Origin of the sequence: Prevotella sp. oral taxon 376 (genome assembly GCF_003043945.1) — a bacterium.
GTDB lineage: Bacteria > Bacteroidota > Bacteroidia > Bacteroidales > Bacteroidaceae > Prevotella.
In genome coordinates this window covers 1,943,225-1,960,164 of sequence record NZ_PYXG01000001.1, presented here as the reverse complement: position 1 = coordinate 1,960,164, position 16,940 = coordinate 1,943,225, and the positions used below count along the sequence as shown (strand labels likewise).

Here is a 16,940-nt window from a genome sequence, read left to right as displayed (position 1 = left end):
CAGAGAAAGGGTGGGCTATATTCGTTCACCCTTTCCGTTCTTTAGAATACGTTTTTGAGCTTATCAAACTCCTTGTTCACCGTCTTATCCAATATCTTTGCGTATATAGCAGTAGTCTTGATGTCTTTGTGTCCCATAAACTCCTTTACGACCTCTATAGGTATGTGTTGATTAATGCACACAGTCCCGAAAGTATGTCTTCCAACGTGCGAACTGATATGCTTTTCTATTCCTGCTCGATATTGAATTGCTTGCAAATTCCTATTATAGACATGCATTTCTTGTATAGGTAGATGATACTCATACTTCTTCAATATTTCCATCGCAGGAGGAAGTAGTGTGATATTATACGCATTCCCCGTTTTTACACGTTCATTCTTCACCCTATATGCTCCGTCCACCTCCTTTGCCATACTCTCAAAATCGAAATTACACATATCCACATAAGCAAGTCCGGTGTAGCACTGAAAGAGAAAGCAATCCCTCGCCTTAATTAAGGGTAATTCTGTAAGTTTTACCGCCTTAAGCCTATCAAGCTCCTCTATTGATAGGAAACGCCTATCAGAGTTCTCTGAACGCTTAAAATGAAGAACATCATACGGGTTTTCTTTTACATAACCGAATAACTTTGCTTCACGGATGTATAGCTTCAATACTTTGTGATAATTGTAAATGGACTTTGTCTTTATGGCGTTGGTAATCGAAAGCTCATTCCACAATAGGATGTTGCCTTGTGTAATATCAGAGAAGTCCTTTATTCTTCCCCAGCGTTTGAGGACATGATAGACAGACAAATGCCCTTTCCTTGTTCCATCTGTTATTTTGCGCTCATAGATGCGTTGATACATAAACGACAGAAAGGCGTCCTTGCGACCTACAATACTATTGTTACTCATATACTCTTTCAGCCCAGCAAGAGTAAACGCCTCATTGTTCTCTAATTTTGTATTAATATAGTCAATAATCGTGTTACGAACAATATCAATGCGCTTGTTGTACTCTACCTGCTGGCCGCAATTACATACTCTGTCATTGCGAAACTGATCCTTTTTCACCTTTACACCTGTGTTATAGAAGTTCCTGACTTTGACAAAGGTAACTTCAACATAAACGGGTACTGCAACTTTCTTAGATGCAGTATTGTGCCTATCAAAGACAATCCTTGTATTTGCTATTTTTTTCATATCACTTTAACTTTCAAAATTGGTACGACGCTTTGGTACGATTTTGTTACGAGAATGTACCCTAATGTCCGTTTTTGTCCGCCTTTGGCAGGGTGTAAACAAAGTGATAATCTTGTTTGATAATTATTTTAACAGCTGATAATCAGTTTGTTATGCGTTTTAACAAGCCTGATTTTCTAACTATTAAAGTGATTCCGTTGGGATTCGAACCCAAGACCCACAGCTTAGAAGGCTGTTGCTCTAATCCAACTGAGCTACGGAACCTGCAAAATCGTGTGCAAAAGTAAGCAATTTGCGTGATAATACCAAATTTTCACCTGTATTTCTTCAAATATTCATCCGCACGCGGATCGCCGAGTTCCTTCGCTTTGAGCAAGGCCTTCTCACCTTCGGGCTTATTCTTCTTAGCCATCTGGGCTACTCCCAGCAAAATATAACCATCGGCATAATCTGGTTCCAGCTGCGTACAGACCGTAGCACTCTTAATAGCATCTTCCAATTGGTTGAAACGCAAGTGGAGTGAAGCCTTTTCCGCCCAGAGTGTAGGGCTATCACGGGTAAGTAGGATTGCCCGATTGATATCATCCAAGGCCTGCTGATACTGGCGAATCTGCATTTCTGCTTTCTGACGAGTATAATAAAACTCACTACTGATTGGACGCCCCTGCATCAGGGAGTCGTATTGGTTAAAATCAGTTACGGCTTTCCGGAACTCCCCGGCATTGAAGTATTCAGAGCCACGAGCCAGAACATAAGGAGCCCCGACTGCATTCAGAGGTTGCGGCGAGGCAGCGATGGCACTGTCAAGGAGTGCCATTATCTCTGTACGAGGTGCCTTCATCTGCGTTTTACATTGCGCAGCCTCATAAAAGAGCTCACCATTACGCAGATTGGTCTTCGCCAGTCCCATGAACATGTCATAAGCCTTCTGGTAGTCCTGTTTTGAGAAAACAATCTGCGCCTGCTGATGCAAATAGAAAGGAAGAGGATTCATCTTATAGGCGGCTTCTGCCTCATCCAGAGCTTTATCCAGACTCCATGTCTCAAAAGGCAGATCGCTCTTGAAGAGTTCTTTCTGATAGATAAGTTTGGCATATACCGAATGCGCCTCATCTTTCTTGCTTGCCTTATTCAAGGCTGTCTCCATCGTAGATGCGGCTCCCGCAAAATCATTTGCCCGGAATTGATTTTCCGCCTTTGCTGTATAGCCTTCAACCGCAGTTGGAAAATGTTGTATATATGTATCAATATATTTGAGATACTTCAGTGAATCGCCCTGGCTTTGCGCCAAAGTCAGCATCACGGTAGCCTGTTCCTGATTCTCGGGAAACTCTACTGGAATACCCGTCTGACGGAGTACGGGCTCATTAATGGCAAGACCATTCTTCACACAAAAATCGTTGATATAATTGACATCGGTCGCAAAAATCTGTTCACCAGACTTGCTGTGCTGTAACAATCCTATCACTTCGCCTTTGGAATTGACAAAAGGACATGACGCTGTATTCTCAGGAGCTGTGGAAGAGAAGATATAATAGGTATATTTATCCATAAACTTCTCGGTACTCTGCACATTCCGCTGGTCAATCTGGGGTTTCCGTAATGAATAGCCCATGATCCAAACCTTTTCACCTCTTGCTGAAGGGACTTTGGCAAGGGGTGCAGCTTTTGTGCTACCTTTAACACGAAACTTACAGACATCATAAATTTCATTAGCACCAATAATGGATATTACTTGCATTTCCTTGCCACCAGCATCCACGACGGCCGCATGGTCAGCTCCTACAAAAGGAGTCCATGTCGCAATAGCCTCACCATCAGCACCCACAAAAACTCCATGCGAAGAAGCAAGAATAGAACCATCCTTATTAAATGTCGTAAGTGTGAATACCGAGCGGGACGCACGCTCAATCTGGGCACTACAGTTTAGTGTCAACATGAGCGTAATTACCATATAAAAAAATCTTTTCATATTCTAATTCTCAACAATGATTTTGCATTTTCAATTGCGGCATCCGATATATCGTTTCCGCTTAACATTTGGGCAATTTCCAGAATGCGCTCTTTCTGTGAAAGGGACACCATATGACTTGTTGTCCCCTGCTGTGTCTCTCGCTTGCTGACGCGGTAGTGTGTGGTACCCATGGCTGCAATCTGGGGAAGATGGGTGATGCAGATAACTTGCCGTCCGCTTTCTCCCATCTCGTACATAATCTGTGCCATTTGCTCTGCCACCCAACCACTTACGCCTGTGTCGATTTCATCAAAAATTATCGTGGGCAACTTCACGGCATTACTAATCATTGCCTTCAGGGACAACATAACACGAGAAATCTCACCACCAGAGGCAACTTTGGCAACCGGTTGCAATGCCGTGCTCTTATTTGCACTGAAAAGAAATTGAACTTTATCGGCACCATCTTCTGAAAGAGATTTTCCTAAAAGTTCCACCTTGAAGCGAATATTGGGCATACCCAACGGTATGAGACGATTATGCATTTCCCGTTCCACCTGCATACCAGCTTCCTTCCTGGAAATGGTAAGCCTGCCAGCCAGATTCTCTGCATGAGACTGGAGGCGACCTATTTCCTTTTCAAGCACAGATAATTCTTCTTCTCCATATTCAATATTATGCAGCTGTTGCTTGAAATTCATGAGGGTGTCCAAGAGTTCTTTCACCGTGCTGACATGAAATTTCTGCTGGAGCGAATACAAGGTATCAAGCTTATCGTTTATCTCTTCTTGTCTGATGGGATCAAAGTCTATACCATCTATGCTGCCACTAATTCCCTCGGAAATATCCTTCAACTCTATATAGGTTGAATTCATGCGGTCGCAAAGTTCTTTGACTTTAGGGTAAACCTTCTCTATCGATTGTAGAGACTGTGAAACCTGCTTGAGTTGTTGGACCAGCCCAGCTTCATCTCCGTTCAAAAGATTATCAGCAAAATAAAGTCCCGACTTGATTTCCTCAGCATGTGCCATTGTCTCACTCTCTTGTTCCAACTCTTCTTGCATACCCTCTTCAAGATGAGCCTGTTCTATCTCATTCACTTGAAAGCGCAGAAAATCCTCGTTCTCCTTTGTCTTTTCTATTTCCTCATGAAGCTGCTGAAGCTGTTTTTCCACCTTCTTATATGCCTTGAACGACAACTGATATTCCTCTTTGAGTTTTCTATCAGCTGCTATGACATCAAGCACACCCAACTGAAAATCTTCTTTCTGAAGTAAAAGGTTTTGATGCTGAGAATGAATATCAACAAGATTCACCCCCAGTTCTCTTAAAATATTAAGGCCTACAGGGGTATCATTTACAAAGGCACGACTCTTTCCATTAGAGTTTACCTCTCTACGAATAATACAGTCGTGAACATCATAGTCGATGTCATTCTCGTCGAATAAGGATTGTAAGTCGTACTGCGAAAGGTCAAAATGAGCTTCTATGATACATTTATCTGCGCCCATCTTTATCTGCTTGGCATCTGCACGGCTACCTAACAAAAGACCAATGGCCCCCAGGATTATACTCTTTCCCGCTCCTGTTTCACCAGTAATTACCGAGAAACCTCTATTGAAAGCAATATCCAGCTCTTCTATAAGCGTAAAGTTTCGAATATATAATTGTTGAAGCATAGCTATTCCTTTATCTTGTCCCAAGCTGTATTCTGACTGGCATTAATACTAAAGAGAATATCGTATACAGCCTCCTTTTCCTTTTGAGTACCTTTTCCCTTATAGATATTGGCAAGTTCATCTCGCTTATAATCTGTCCAAATCTGCGGAAGCATACTCATTGGGCGGTTTTCATGGGCTTTTTTGAGAAGCTCCAGAGCTGTAGAAATACTTGTTCTCCCCCGCTCTGCATTGTTAGACATCTCATCAAGGCCCATACGGTAATAATCGTACTGCAACTGACGAAAAGGCTGCATAGCAGCATCAAGGTAATCGTTGATGATTGCATAACGATTCCTATCATTGTCAAACGATTTCCAGCCTGTGAAATTGAGCGCTTGTGCATTATTGGCAAGATTCATACATCGGCGCAGAATATCCTCTCCCCCTAAAGGAGAAAAACTGTCCAGATCGATACCAATAATTAAATAGGCGTAATATGCAAAGAGTGCAGTAAGCTGGTTATCTATGTTCTCTTCATTGAAATTTATCTGGTCAAACTGTTCAAACTCAAAATTGAAGTCATTATCCTGATTGTTGTATAGCGTAGAAGTATATGCAGAATTATACACAGGACGGTTCGCCTGAATAAGCGCCTTGCAGGTAAAGAGATTTAAGGATGCGTCATATTTCGTTACTGTAATATTAAAATTACAGTTGATACGCTCATTTTTCTGGAATTGAAAGTTTGTCCATTGTCGCTCATTAATGAACGACTCAAGGGTTTGTTTGAGTTTTTCAAAGACACTTTTGTCTGTCCCTGGCACCTGCGAATGATTAATTGTAATCCTGGCATTGAGTTCCTGAGCATAACAATACATTGCAATGCCCAGAAAATATAACATACAGAAAATGATTCTTTTTGTAGTATCCATCAATATATTACCTAATCAATGTCGATAATAAATTAATTTATTTCTTATTAAATTCGCGGAGACGGATACGGGTAAGCACCTGCTTGGTATCTGCCGTGAATTCTGAAGTCAACATCCAACTATAGTATCCAGGGTCGCGATGCAGGACATCACTTACCACCCATCCTTTATATTTGCCAAAATTGAATACTTCCTGCTTGCGAGGATTACCCTCCCTATCCAGCAGTACATTACCATCCTTTCCTTTCATATCCTGCCAGACTATTCTTCCGGCAAAATCTACATTATCGTTAAGTTTTGAAAATTCTGCCAAGACATCCATGTCGTTGGGAAGGGCACGGTCTGGCTCTTCTGCTGTTGCCGGATTATACTTATCCAATTCACCTTGAAGGACGCAATAGGTAGCTTCGGTATCCTGATCTGCACGATGCGCCTCAAAATCATCTTCCATCTTCCGGCCACAATAGAACTTATAGGCAGCTGCAAGATTTCGACGCTCCATCTTATGAAAAATGGTTTGCGCATCGATGAGACGACATTTGGAAAAGTCAAAATCTATGCCCGCCCTGAAAAACTCTTCCGCAAGCACGGGAAGATCGAAATGGTTAGAATTATAACCCGCGAAATCACAACCCTTGAATTTATCATTTAGATATGAAGAACGCTCCTTGAATGTAGGAGCATCCTTGACTGTTTCATCTGTTATACCTGTAAGGTCTGAAATTGTTGTTGGAATCGGTTTCTCCGGGTTTAAGAAGAGACTCTCACGCTCTTCCTTACCATCCGGATAGACTTTGATATATGACAGCTGAATTATACGGTCATTAACTATATCAAGCCCCGTCGTCTCCAAATCGAAGACGACGAGGGGCTTTTTAAGATTTAATTTCATAACTTAAGCTTCTGATTTTAATCGTTCAGCAGCATTGGCATGATGAGCATTAGCACATCTTCATTTTCCGGTTGCACCGAAGGAAGGACAATGCCTGCACGAGAAGGATCTGCCAATTGTATAATTACTTCCTCACTCTCAAGATTTGTCAGAATTTCCGTGAGTGAACTGCCCTTAAAGCCTATACTCATGGGCTGACCGGTATAATCACAGGTAATACTTTCTTTTGCGCTCGTTGCGAAATCAATGTCTTCAGAAGAAAGCTCCAGTTTGCCTATCTCGAGGTGGAAGCGAATCAGTTGACTACTTTCACTTGCAAACGGCAATACGCGACGAAGTGCACCAAGGAGTGCCCTGCGATCGATCGTTACCTGATTAGGATTGCCTTGCGGAATTACAGAGTTATAATTGGGGTATCTTCCTTCAATAAGCCTACAACTCAAAGTGCCACCCGCAAAATGAATCTCCGCATTACGATCATCAAACTTAATAACGACATCGCTGCCATCCCTGGCCAAGACACTCTTAAGAAGCTGTGCAGGTTTCTTAGGAAGAATGAATGAAGCAGGCGCATCGCTCTTAATGGTAAAATTCTTATTACGAACGAGCTTGTGTCCATCGCTTGCTACTATTGCCAAAGATTCTGCCGTGAGATCAAAATAAATTCCGTTCATTACGGGACGAAGTTCATCCTGAGCGGTCGCAAAGATAGAACGATTGATATTATCATTCAGCACGGAAGAGCCTATGGTAACAACTGTAGCTCCATCGGGAATTGGCTGAAAACGAGGATATTCTGCTGCGTTCTGTGCCGTAAAATTGTAAAGTCCATTCTGATAAACCACCTTGATAGTGAGGTTGTTTGTATCCACATCAAACACAAGTGGCTGTTCAGCTAATTCTTTCACTGCATCAAGGATTGTACGATTAGGTACGGCAAAACTTCCGTTGCCATCACACTCGTCAAGCGGAAGAGTGGTCTGCATTACATTCTCGCTGTCAGAAGCCGTGATAGAAAGCTGGTTGTTGCGTACTTCGAAAAGGAAGCAATCCAGAATCGGAAGTGCATTCTTGCTACTGATAACTCTCGAGAGAGTTTGTAAGCGACTGCTCAATGCAGTACTTGAAAGGGTAAATCTCATGAGTATTTATATTTTTAGTTACTTTTCATTTATTAGCTACAAAAATACAAAAAAGCATCCGGTAAAGCAAAAAAATAAGCAGAAAAGTTTCGTATTTTAGAACTATTTTATTAATTTCGCAATCTGAAAAGACAGATTCTGCAATAGAAGCTATATAAAAATTAGATATTTCAACTATGGATTTACAAGGTAAGATTATTGCCGCAATGCCTGAACGAAGCGGAGTCTCAGCTCGTTCAGGGCAAGAGTGGAAGGTTCAGAGCTTCGTTCTCGAAACACATGATGCCTATCCCAAGAAGATGGTTTTTGATGTATTCGGGAGCGACCGCTTGACTCGCTTTAACATACAGGTTGGTCAAGAGGTTATGGTGTCGTTCGATATCGATGCCCATGAGTATCAGGGGCGCTGGTTTAACAGTATCCGTGCTTATGATGTCCGCTTGGTCGATCCTGCCAGCATCGGCGTCGCAGGTGTTCAGCCAGCTACACAGACAAGTGTCATTAGCGATACCCCTCCTGCGGCGGATCCATTCCCACCACAGCAATCTGCTACCGAAGGAAGTGCCGACGACCTTCCTTTCTAATCAGGTGTTTTGAAGTAAATACACATAGGCTGATGTCTAAGAAGCGCATCAGCCTATTTATTATGCCATTATTATCTTTCCCTCTAAGAATTCTTCATTACAAGCTTACATCACGCCATCCTCTCGCAGCTTGACTTGCCATTTCCATGCGCTTGCCAGTACATCAGCAAGTGGTGTTTTAGCTTTCCATCCAAGTATGTTGTTGGCTTTGGTGCAATCGCCCCAAATCTTCTCAATGTCTCCTTCCCTACGAGGCCCATATTTCCAATGAAGTTTAATGCCTGTAGCCTTCTCAAAAGTTTCTACTATCTCAAGCGTTGAATTTCCTTTCCCCGTACCGATATTAAAATACTCTATCAGATCTGTATCCTTATCCAAAACCCGAGCCATCGCGGCTACATGGGCTTTGGCCAAGTCAACGACATATATATAATCGCGAATGCAGGTCCCGTCTGGAGTATCATAGTCATTGCCAAAAATAGTAAGTTCCTTACGAATGCCAATAGCAGTTTGGGTTACATAGGGAATCAGATTATTGGGAACTCCATTGGGCAATTCGCCGATTAATGCAGACGGATGCGCACCGATAGGATTGAAATAGCGCAGTACAATACTTTTAATAGGAGAGCCACTATGGATGCAATCAAAGATGATTTGCTCATTAATTTCCTTGGTATTACCATAGGGAGAAGTTGCCTTCTGGTGAGGAGCATCCTCTGTTACAGGAAGATTCTCTGCCTTTGGCTGGCCATACACTGTACATGAAGAAGAGAATATAATACCCTTCACTTTATATTCTGGCATGAGCTCAAGCAGATTTACAAGCGAAACGATATTGTTACGATAATACATCAAGGGCTTTTGCACACTCTCTCCCACGGCCTTTGAAGCAGCGAAATGGATAATACCCTCTATATTGGGATACTTCCTGAATACTCTTTCTACTGCCTCTTTATCACGAAGGTCCGTATTCTCGAATATCGGGCGCACGCCCGTTATTCTCTCAATTCCATCAAGGACCTCTATTTTTGAGTTGGAAAGGTTGTCTACAACAACAACCTTGTAGCCTGCTTCTATGAGTTCTACCGTCGTATGAGAGCCTATAAAGCCCGTTCCCCCCGTTACCAGAATGGTTTGTTTCATTTCTTAGTTTTATATTTGTTTTCCTAACTGCAAATTTAGCAATATAATTCTACTTGACAAACAAAAAAAGTAGAAAAAGATTTGTCATCTCCATAAATTCCGTTATATTTGCATTAAATTTAACGATGGCAATATGAAAGCTACTGAACAGACCTTGCTCCAAGTCGACCGTGCTATCCGAAAGATCGCACAAAAGTTTCCTTACGATGAGGAGACCTCCATCATTACTGATATTCATTTAAGGGTGTTTCAGGACAGCGGCGAAATTCTGGCATTCGATGACGAAGAACGAGAAATTACGCGTTGCGTGATCGAACAATGGATTGAGAACAAGGATGACGACTTTTACAAAGAGATTACTGTCATTCTCAGAGACGAACTCCGCAAGTTGCACGATGCCGTTGATAATTTGGGAATCATGAAGCCATACAGCTTTGTCCTTGAAGATGACGACAAGGAGTCCATCGCGGAATTATATGTAGCTGATGATGACACTATTATTGTCGGTGATGATCTCATGAAGGGTCTTGATCAAGACCTCGATAATTTTCTGGATGATTTACTGAAAGACCATCATTCCTAAGAAAAAGCCAAAGGTAGATTTCAGCCTCTCGGCTTTTTATGCTACAGCTTCACCTTTTTCTTTGCGACTTTCGATTCATTACCTACACGGTCAAGCGAAGTTACGACATAAGTATACCGCTCCGTTCCCGTGTCGTAGGGCAATATGAGATGCCTATCCGTCGTAATCTTAACAATCTTCGAGGGATTGTCGATATCTATTTTTTCACCTTTGCCAAAGCGATAGACGACAAACTTCCGAACCTCGTCTCCCCATCGCTTTGCCTTTGGTGCCGTCCAAAAAAGAATATAACCATCAGATGTCCATATCGGTTTCACTTTCCTGGGCCTCTTAGGAGCCTCACTATCAAGGAATGGCATCAGTGGCTGTAATGCAGGATAACGCCAATAGTCAGTACGAAGCACTGTCTCATAGTTGCCGGGATTTTGTGTAACCGACTTCGCATACCACAGCACAGTGCCCTTGACATTCTTACAAGCTTCATGCAAGGCATGCTTTGCGGGGAGCTGATGGCGGTTCGGATTCTGCGGATCCGCGTTCTTTACCGTGCGTTCCACATCCTCTCCTATATAGAGCGGACGACCACCCGCATAGCGATTCCACCAGTGAATCAATGTCTGATAATCAGCGGCCTTATTGCCAATCTCCCAATAAATCTGTGGCACACAGTAGTCAATCCAGCCATTGTTCACCCACTTTAGTATATCGGCGTACAGGTCGTCGTAATTCTGAAGTCCGTTGGTTTCCGATCCATTCAAGGGATCGCTCTTCTTGTTACGATAGATTCCGAAAGGAGAGACACCGAACTTTACCCATGGCTTTAGCGCGTGAATATGTTCCCCCATTTCCTTCACGAAAGTATCCACATTATATCTCCTCCAGTCTCCCCGATTCTGGATCCCGTTATTATAAAGCTGGAACTCTCGATCGTCAGGTATGGGGCTACCTGCCTCTGGATAAGGATAGAAATAATCATCAATATGCATGCCGTCAATATCATAGCGCTTCACGATATCATCCACCACGCTCAGAATATACTCCCGGTTTTCTTTCAGTCCGGGATTCAGCACATAGAGGCCTCCATACTCGAAAGCTCGCTCGGGGTGGGTGTTTAGGATGTGATTCGAAGCCAGCACAGCCGGAGTCTTCATGCGAGCGCGATAAGGATTTATCCATGCATGCAGTTCCATCCCGCGCTGATGGCATTGCTCTATCATCCACCGCAAAGGATCCCAGTAAGGTGAGGGCGGTTGCCCCTGCACACCTGTCAAATAACGGCTCCAAGGCTCGATGCTGCTCTGGTAGAGTGCGTCGCACTCCCCTCTCACCTGAAAAATGATGGCATTGGCCCCGTCTTTTTGCAAGGCGTCAAGTTGCTGAAGCAGCATTTGCTGTATCTGGGAAGTTGACATGCCGAGATACATCCCGTTTACAAACTGCATCCAGGCACCACGAAACTCTCTCTTCTTGTTTCCGGCCGTTGCACCTACGCTCATTATAAGCATCAGTACAAAGAATGTGAGCATATGTTTCTTCATATTGCAAAGATATAAAGAAATTGCGAACCGCACAACTATTTGCGTCTTTTAGATTCAGAATTATGTATCTTGTCCCAGTCCTCTTTCGTCATGAGCCCGTCTTTCGCCTCATCAACAGAACTGGCATCCTTATATAACAGGAAATGAGAAAACTCACGACCTTCTATATAAGAGGAATACGCTTGCTGGAAAATCCATCCCTTTTCTGTCATAAAGTTCAAGGCTTCAATCATAGACTTGAACCAGATTACCTTCCCATTCGCGTCTACAAGCTGAAGCATATCCGCCACATCGCCCCACGGATCACGCGGAGTAATCGTGCCGAAATCAAAAGCTATCTTCTTCTCGCTATAGAATCCTGTTTGCCGTCCTATCATCTCACAATAGTAGCGACGGGTCTGAGCCACGCCGGAAACCGCCAGAAACAGGCTGCACAATACAAATATCAACTTCTTCATAATCAGGTTTTTGATTCTTATCACAAAGATATATAATTCTACTGAGAGACTTTTATTTCCGCTTCAAAAACTTCGCGCAAAAAGCCCTATCCCAAAGCGTTTTGCAAAAGGCGGCCTTTTACCTTCCTTCTAACGGCCTTTTGCCCGGTAAAAGACGGTTAAAAGGCGTGCTTTTAGCCGCTTCCTACATTTTAAGGTGATATCAGGGTATATAACTGCCCTTATTTCCAGTCATGACACTACGGGATGAGCAGGGAACTGTCGCCATAGCTGAGGAAGCGGAAGTCATGATTGATCGCATAATCGTAGATGCGACGCCAGTCGCCTTTCACAAATGCACTGACCAGCAGGAGCAGCGTGCTCTGCGGTTGGTGGAAATTGGTGATGAGCGCCCTTACTATCTTATAGGTATAGCCCGGGGCTATGATAATCTGGGTGCCGCTGTGCAAGGCCTCTAACCCGTTGGCATCAAGATAGTCCAGAATGTTCTGAATGGCTTGCTGCCGGGTAACCGCCTCTCCGTTCACAAGCACCTGTCCCATCTCGTCGTGCGGAAGGTCGTAGGCCTCCCACTGGGTAACATGCAAGTCGTCTTCAGAAGCTGCTGAATTGAGTTGCAATTTCACACCTATATAATATAGGCTCTCCAGCGTGCGGACACTGGTAGTGCCCACTGCAATAGCCTTGCAGTCATACCTGATCAGACGCTCGAAAGTATGCCTATGCACGACAATATATTCACTATGCATCTCATGATCCTCTATCTCCGGGGTCTTCACGGGCTTGAAGGTCCCCGCTCCCACATGGAGCGTAAGCTCATCGCGCTCAATGCCTTTCTTGTCAAGTTCGGCAAGCACGGCATCGGTAAAATGAAGCCCTGCCGTAGGAGCAGCCACGGATCCTTTAACTTTACTATAAACGGTCTGGTACGAAGTCTTGTCGATTTCCTCTGTCTCGCGATTCAAATAAGGAGGAATCGGCAGTTCGCCCACGGTCTCAAGGATCTCGGCAAAGCTGATATCAGTAGAGTCCCAGTCGAAGTCTACCCAATAATTCGTACCTGTAGCACTATGGGCAGTACGCTCGCGCAACAGAATGGCAGAAAGGGTGAAACCATGTCCCTTGATGGAGAACCAGCGGTGTAGCATCCCCTCTTTCCACTTTTTGAGATTGCCCACCATGCATAACCACGAGCAGTGCCCACGCGTTTGAAACATCTGCTCATAGTCTACGGGCTCAGCGGGCTCCATCAAGAACACTTCGATAAGGGCTCCCGACTCTTTGCGGAAGTGGATGCGCGCCTGAATGACCCGTGTATTATTCATCACCATCAATGCCCCCTTCGGGAGATACTTAGGAAGGTTGCAGAAGACATCCTCGCCCACTTCACCGTGCTTATAAAGCAGCAGCTTGCTATGGTCGCGCCGGGCAATGGGGAACTTGGCTATCCGTCCGTCTGGAAGCGAATAGTTATAATCAGAAATATGTATATGCTTTGTATCCATTTACCATTTAATTCTTCTTCTCTCAGTCTCCGCAATCCATGGAAGGGCATTTTACTTGTGCTTTACCCAACAATTGCAAACACCATGCTATATATGAATGTGAATGCCATTACGGTTATGACCATATCTGCATCAGAGAGCGTATAGCCCGTACGGGTGTATTGCGATGAGACATAGTTGAGTCTCGGACTTATCTTGAAATAAACCTTATGCCACACAAAGTAAGCAATAAAGCCTGACACTGCCCCCCACAGAAATCCGACAAGAACATCCGACGGATAATGCACGCCCAGGTAAAGACGGGTATAGCCGTTCAGCAGTGCCCAGGCAATCATGAAGAAATTAAAAAGCCGGTCCCTGACCAAGAGGCTAAAAAACACGGCTAAAGACATCGTGTTGGCCGCATGGGCAGAGAAGAACGAATAACCTGATCCCCGAGTATTCACATAGTCGAGATGTTCCATGACAAGCGGATCGTATGAGGGGCGAAGGCGTGCGAAAAGAGGCTTCACGATGCCATCAGCCATCCCGTCGGCAAGCAAGACGCACAAAAGCAAGCACCCTATGGTGAGGAATATCTGTTCTATCGTCTCGTTGTTTTTTATCACCATATAAAGCAAAGCCAAATAGAGCGGAATCCATGTAAGGCCATCGGTAAGAGCGGTCATCATGCCGTCCAGGAAAAGGGAATCGCTACCATTAAAGAATCGCAGCAACGACTGGTCTATTCCTATGGGAAATGCGTGTGTCATTGACTAAATCTCTTCTATCTGACTCGTCAATATCCAACCTTCACGCCCATCAGCAAGTTGAATACCTCGCCACTCTCGCATGCTCTTGTCGGTAATATCAACCCGTGTGCCTTCATGAATGACGAAGTCATCAGTCCCGCCCTTAGAAGGGGTCTTCTTTACATTTACCGTAGGAGCTATCACAATAGCCCCCCTGCGATTTTCAAGAACCATCTTCTGCTGATAGGCGAAGAGATTACTTAGGATGAAAACGAGAAAGAAGATGGCAGAACCAAAGAAACCCACCTTGCGGAGCAACATCTGTGAAGTAAAAAGATAAAATAAAAAGAGAACAAGGGCCAAGATAATACAAGTCAAACCGACATACGCCCAATGGTCTACACTCGTGAAATTAACTACGGAGCGATACCAGGTTACAAAGAACATCTCATTCTCTGGTGTAATTTTATCAATGGTCTTGCTTCGGGCAAACTGCAAATTGAAGTTTATATCTTCGTTACCGGGCGAAAGCAGGTGAGCCCGCTCATAGGCCAATACGGCCTGGGTGATATTATCCGTACGAAAATAAGCATTGCCAAGATTATAATATAGTTCGGGTGATACGCCCTTCTTTAGCAATTCGTGATACTCCTTGATTGCTTGTTGGTAATTACCAGTCTTATAAAGTTGATCGGCACTCTGCTTGGTAACACTGCCAAAGGTCGCACTCGGAAAAAGCAGTATTCCACCTAAAAGCAGAACCGTCATCTTCAATTTCTTTGATGCCTTCTTCTTTTTCATCACTTTTTCAATCTCCATGATAGCTGTCATGGCCAGCTCAAAAGTCTTATTCATATTGCCAGATGCATCACCCGGAGCATAACGCATGAATTCACACTCGTCGAGGGCATCGATAAACTTACTAACAGTATGGTCGTCAACTTGATGATTCGAAAGATTTTCCGCGATATTATCACGAGAAAGATTCTCGACTGACATATTCAGCTTATCACCGACATATCCCCAAAGTGCACGAAGAACCTCATCATAGAACTCACTCTGCTGCCCTTGTAACATTAACTGATTGGCTTTCTTCAAGCGTTTCGTGGCCACTTTATTGGCTTTTTTGCCACGCATCGCTACAATATCGGCGTTTTCAATCGCCCGCTTGCGGAAAATAATAAGCAGGGCAATGAATGCAACCAGCGGAATAAACAAACTTATCCAATAAGCCGTGCTGCCAAAGAAAAAGCTGTCAACGGCATGCTGGGAACCCTTTCCCGTCATAATGCCATGAATATCCTTGTCCTGCTGATCCGCGTAATCTGCCATATTTGTTGTCTTACCACTGCCTGGGGCGACCTCAATGGTAAACGGTTTCGTCTTTAATGTTTTATAAGCATTTGCCGATGTATCATAATAGTGCAACTCCACAGGAGGGATTTCATATCTTCCCTGATTGCGAGGTACAGCAAGAATGTCATAAATCATATTGCCCTCAACACCATTTGCCGTAAGTCGGGTCTTGTCGGTAACTTTGGCATCATACTTATCAAAGTCTTTGGGAAACTGAACGACTGGCTGTTTGATAAGCTTGAGATTACCAATTCCACCAATTACTATACGCAAATTGACAGGGTCGCCGGCCTGAACACTGGCTTTATCTATTTGCGCGGAAATATTAAACCTGCCTACTCCACCCGAAAACCCTGCAGGACGATCGGGAAGAGGATCTACCTGAACTGTGATACCGGGCGCAACGATGTCGCGCTTCACTTCTATATATCCCGAGCCTCCATTAAAAAAGGCTTCGAACGGATCGACAGCACGGTTTTCCTGAACAACGATGCCATGGAAAGTAATACTCGGAATTTCTAACTTACCCGTCATTTGAGGATACATGACATATTGGCTCCAAGTAACACAGCGGTAATTCCGGCCATTCACATTCTCTATATGGAAACTCTTCTGTTGAGGGAGCTTTACTTCTTGGGTATGGAAACCTGTAAGATCAGGCATCTTCCCTTCAAGCTGGGTAAGTTCCAGCAAGGTATACACCTTATAAGTGAGCAAGATCGGTTCTTGTTCATGGACATGCCTTTTATTGGCACTTACTTTAATAAAGAGGTCGTTGCCCGAAATCTTTGAACCCGCGCTACGCATCTGTGGCCGGTCTTCTTCATGCATGCGGGGGGCAGAATTACTACTCGTCTGAGCATGTCCGGAGATAACCACCTTGCGCGCCTGTGAGGATATGGACTTACCGCCTATCCGCACATGGGCCGGCGGGATGGTGAATATTCCATTTCGGTTTGCGTAGAGAGTGTAAGTATAAGTGATAGAAGATGAGGAACTGGTATGTCCGTTAATCATCTGATAGCTGGATTGCTGGGAGGTGTAAGGCCCGGCAATTACCTCTACCTCCTCTGTATTTTTAAGCCCAGAGCGGAAATCCTCTACATCCCGCGTATTCACGGTATAAGATATTCGAAAATTCTCTCCTACCGATACATGTGAAGGAGCAGACACCAAAACCTGCTGCGCCTTTGTAAAAGAAGGGAAAAGCAACAAGAGGAATAATAAGAAACTGTACATCTCTCCAAATGAGGGATGTATGGCCATATTCCGCATAT

At 44.0% G+C, this 16,940-nt stretch carries 14 protein-coding genes and 1 tRNA gene; 2 read left to right on the top strand and 13 right to left on the bottom strand.

Annotation, left to right across the window (positions count from 1 at the left end; all coding sequences use genetic code 11):
• Window positions 1-41: 41 nt before the first annotated feature.
• The 7 genes from C7120_RS08605 to dnaN all read right to left on the bottom strand — a co-directional run bounded on the left by C7120_RS08605 (window position 42) and on the right by dnaN (window position 7,765).
• On the bottom strand, window positions 42-1,184 hold the full coding sequence (locus tag C7120_RS08605) for a site-specific integrase (protein WP_107621193.1): 1,143 nt from the start codon (window positions 1,182-1,184) through the stop codon (window positions 42-44).
• Window positions 1,185-1,373: 189 nt separating this feature from the next.
• A tRNA-Arg gene (locus C7120_RS08600) sits at window positions 1,374-1,448 on the bottom strand.
• A 49-nt stretch (window positions 1,449-1,497) separates the two neighbouring features.
• Window positions 1,498-3,156 (bottom strand): serine protease, encoded by a 1,659-nt coding sequence (locus C7120_RS08595; RefSeq protein ID WP_107621192.1) that lies wholly within the window; start codon window positions 3,154-3,156, stop codon window positions 1,498-1,500.
• The gene (gene recN, locus C7120_RS08590) at window positions 3,153-4,817 is read right to left on the bottom strand and encodes a DNA repair protein RecN (RefSeq protein ID WP_107621191.1); all 1,665 of its coding nucleotides are present in this window, start codon (window positions 4,815-4,817) and stop codon (window positions 3,153-3,155) included. Before recN ends, C7120_RS08595 begins: the two co-directional genes overlap by 4 nt.
• 2 nt (window positions 4,818-4,819) lie before the next feature.
• Entirely contained in the window at window positions 4,820-5,701 is an 882-nt protein-coding gene (locus tag C7120_RS08585; protein WP_107621190.1) for a DUF4835 family protein, read from the bottom strand.
• A gap of 67 nt (window positions 5,702-5,768) precedes the next feature.
• Complete coding sequence (locus C7120_RS08580) at window positions 5,769-6,623, bottom strand: 3'-5' exonuclease (RefSeq protein ID WP_107621189.1); 855 nt, start codon at window positions 6,621-6,623, stop codon at window positions 5,769-5,771.
• 17 nt (window positions 6,624-6,640) lie between these two features.
• On the bottom strand, window positions 6,641-7,765 hold the full coding sequence (gene dnaN / locus C7120_RS08575) for a DNA polymerase III subunit beta (protein WP_107621188.1): 1,125 nt from the start codon (window positions 7,763-7,765) through the stop codon (window positions 6,641-6,643).
• Between the two features lie 176 nt (window positions 7,766-7,941).
• Here dnaN and C7120_RS08570 point away from each other — a divergent pair, with 176 nt between their 5' ends.
• Window positions 7,942-8,349 (top strand): DUF3127 domain-containing protein, encoded by a 408-nt coding sequence (locus C7120_RS08570; protein ID WP_107621187.1) that lies wholly within the window; start codon window positions 7,942-7,944, stop codon window positions 8,347-8,349.
• A gap of 105 nt (window positions 8,350-8,454) precedes the next feature.
• Here C7120_RS08570 and galE read toward each other — a convergent pair whose 3' ends face one another.
• Window positions 8,455-9,492, bottom strand: coding sequence for a UDP-glucose 4-epimerase GalE (gene galE, locus C7120_RS08565; protein ID WP_107621186.1), 1,038 nt, complete (start codon window positions 9,490-9,492; stop codon window positions 8,455-8,457).
• A gap of 133 nt (window positions 9,493-9,625) precedes the next feature.
• On the opposite strand from galE, the gene C7120_RS08560 reads away from it, so the two are divergent.
• Window positions 9,626-10,075, top strand: a complete 450-nt coding sequence (locus tag C7120_RS08560; protein WP_107621185.1) for a hypothetical protein — start codon at window positions 9,626-9,628, stop codon at window positions 10,073-10,075.
• A 41-nt stretch (window positions 10,076-10,116) separates the two neighbouring features.
• On the opposite strand, the gene C7120_RS08555 is transcribed toward C7120_RS08560, so the two are convergent.
• The 5 genes from C7120_RS08555 to C7120_RS08535 form a co-directional block, all read right to left on the bottom strand.
• Entirely contained in the window at window positions 10,117-11,601 is a 1,485-nt protein-coding gene (locus C7120_RS08555; RefSeq protein WP_369916864.1) for a glycoside hydrolase family 10 protein, read from the bottom strand.
• Between the two features lie 47 nt (window positions 11,602-11,648).
• The gene (locus tag C7120_RS08550; protein WP_107621183.1) at window positions 11,649-12,071 is read right to left on the bottom strand and encodes a hypothetical protein; all 423 of its coding nucleotides are present in this window, start codon (window positions 12,069-12,071) and stop codon (window positions 11,649-11,651) included.
• A 239-nt stretch (window positions 12,072-12,310) separates the two neighbouring features.
• Complete coding sequence (locus C7120_RS08545) at window positions 12,311-13,576, bottom strand: S-adenosylmethionine:tRNA ribosyltransferase-isomerase (protein WP_107621182.1); 1,266 nt, start codon at window positions 13,574-13,576, stop codon at window positions 12,311-12,313.
• Between the two features lie 62 nt (window positions 13,577-13,638).
• Window positions 13,639-14,328, bottom strand: coding sequence for a phosphatase PAP2 family protein (locus C7120_RS08540; protein WP_107621181.1), 690 nt, complete (start codon window positions 14,326-14,328; stop codon window positions 13,639-13,641).
• A gap of 3 nt (window positions 14,329-14,331) precedes the next feature.
• Window positions 14,332-16,902, bottom strand: coding sequence for a BatD family protein (locus tag C7120_RS08535; RefSeq protein ID WP_107621451.1), 2,571 nt, complete (start codon window positions 16,900-16,902; stop codon window positions 14,332-14,334).
• Between the last annotated feature and the right edge of the window lie 38 nt (window positions 16,903-16,940).

What these genes read in the sequence shown, in the direction of transcription:
- C7120_RS08545 (WP_107621182.1), bottom strand. Translation starts at nt 13,576, where the DNA reads ATGGATACAAAGCATATACATATTTCTGATTATAACTATTCGCTTCCA.
- C7120_RS08555 (WP_369916864.1), bottom strand. Translation starts at nt 11,601, where the DNA reads ATGCTCACATTCTTTGTACTGATGCTTATAATGAGCGTAGGTGCAACG.
- C7120_RS08570 (WP_107621187.1), top strand. Translation starts at nt 7,942, where the DNA reads ATGGATTTACAAGGTAAGATTATTGCCGCAATGCCTGAACGAAGCGGA.
- galE (WP_107621186.1), bottom strand. Translation starts at nt 9,492, where the DNA reads ATGAAACAAACCATTCTGGTAACGGGGGGAACGGGCTTTATAGGCTCT.
- dnaN (WP_107621188.1), bottom strand. Translation starts at nt 7,765, where the DNA reads ATGAGATTTACCCTTTCAAGTACTGCATTGAGCAGTCGCTTACAAACT.
- C7120_RS08580 (WP_107621189.1), bottom strand. Translation starts at nt 6,623, where the DNA reads ATGAAATTAAATCTTAAAAAGCCCCTCGTCGTCTTCGATTTGGAGACG.
- C7120_RS08535 (WP_107621451.1), bottom strand. Translation starts at nt 16,902, where the DNA reads ATGTACAGTTTCTTATTATTCCTCTTGTTGCTTTTCCCTTCTTTTACA.
- recN (WP_107621191.1), bottom strand. Translation starts at nt 4,817, where the DNA reads ATGCTTCAACAATTATATATTCGAAACTTTACGCTTATAGAAGAGCTG.
- C7120_RS08550 (WP_107621183.1), bottom strand. Translation starts at nt 12,071, where the DNA reads ATGAAGAAGTTGATATTTGTATTGTGCAGCCTGTTTCTGGCGGTTTCC.
- C7120_RS08560 (WP_107621185.1), top strand. Translation starts at nt 9,626, where the DNA reads ATGAAAGCTACTGAACAGACCTTGCTCCAAGTCGACCGTGCTATCCGA.
- C7120_RS08605 (WP_107621193.1), bottom strand. Translation starts at nt 1,184, where the DNA reads ATGAAAAAAATAGCAAATACAAGGATTGTCTTTGATAGGCACAATACT.
- C7120_RS08585 (WP_107621190.1), bottom strand. Translation starts at nt 5,701, where the DNA reads ATGTTATATTTTCTGGGCATTGCAATGTATTGTTATGCTCAGGAACTC.
- C7120_RS08595 (WP_107621192.1), bottom strand. Translation starts at nt 3,156, where the DNA reads ATGAAAAGATTTTTTTATATGGTAATTACGCTCATGTTGACACTAAAC.
- C7120_RS08540 (WP_107621181.1), bottom strand. Translation starts at nt 14,328, where the DNA reads ATGACACACGCATTTCCCATAGGAATAGACCAGTCGTTGCTGCGATTC.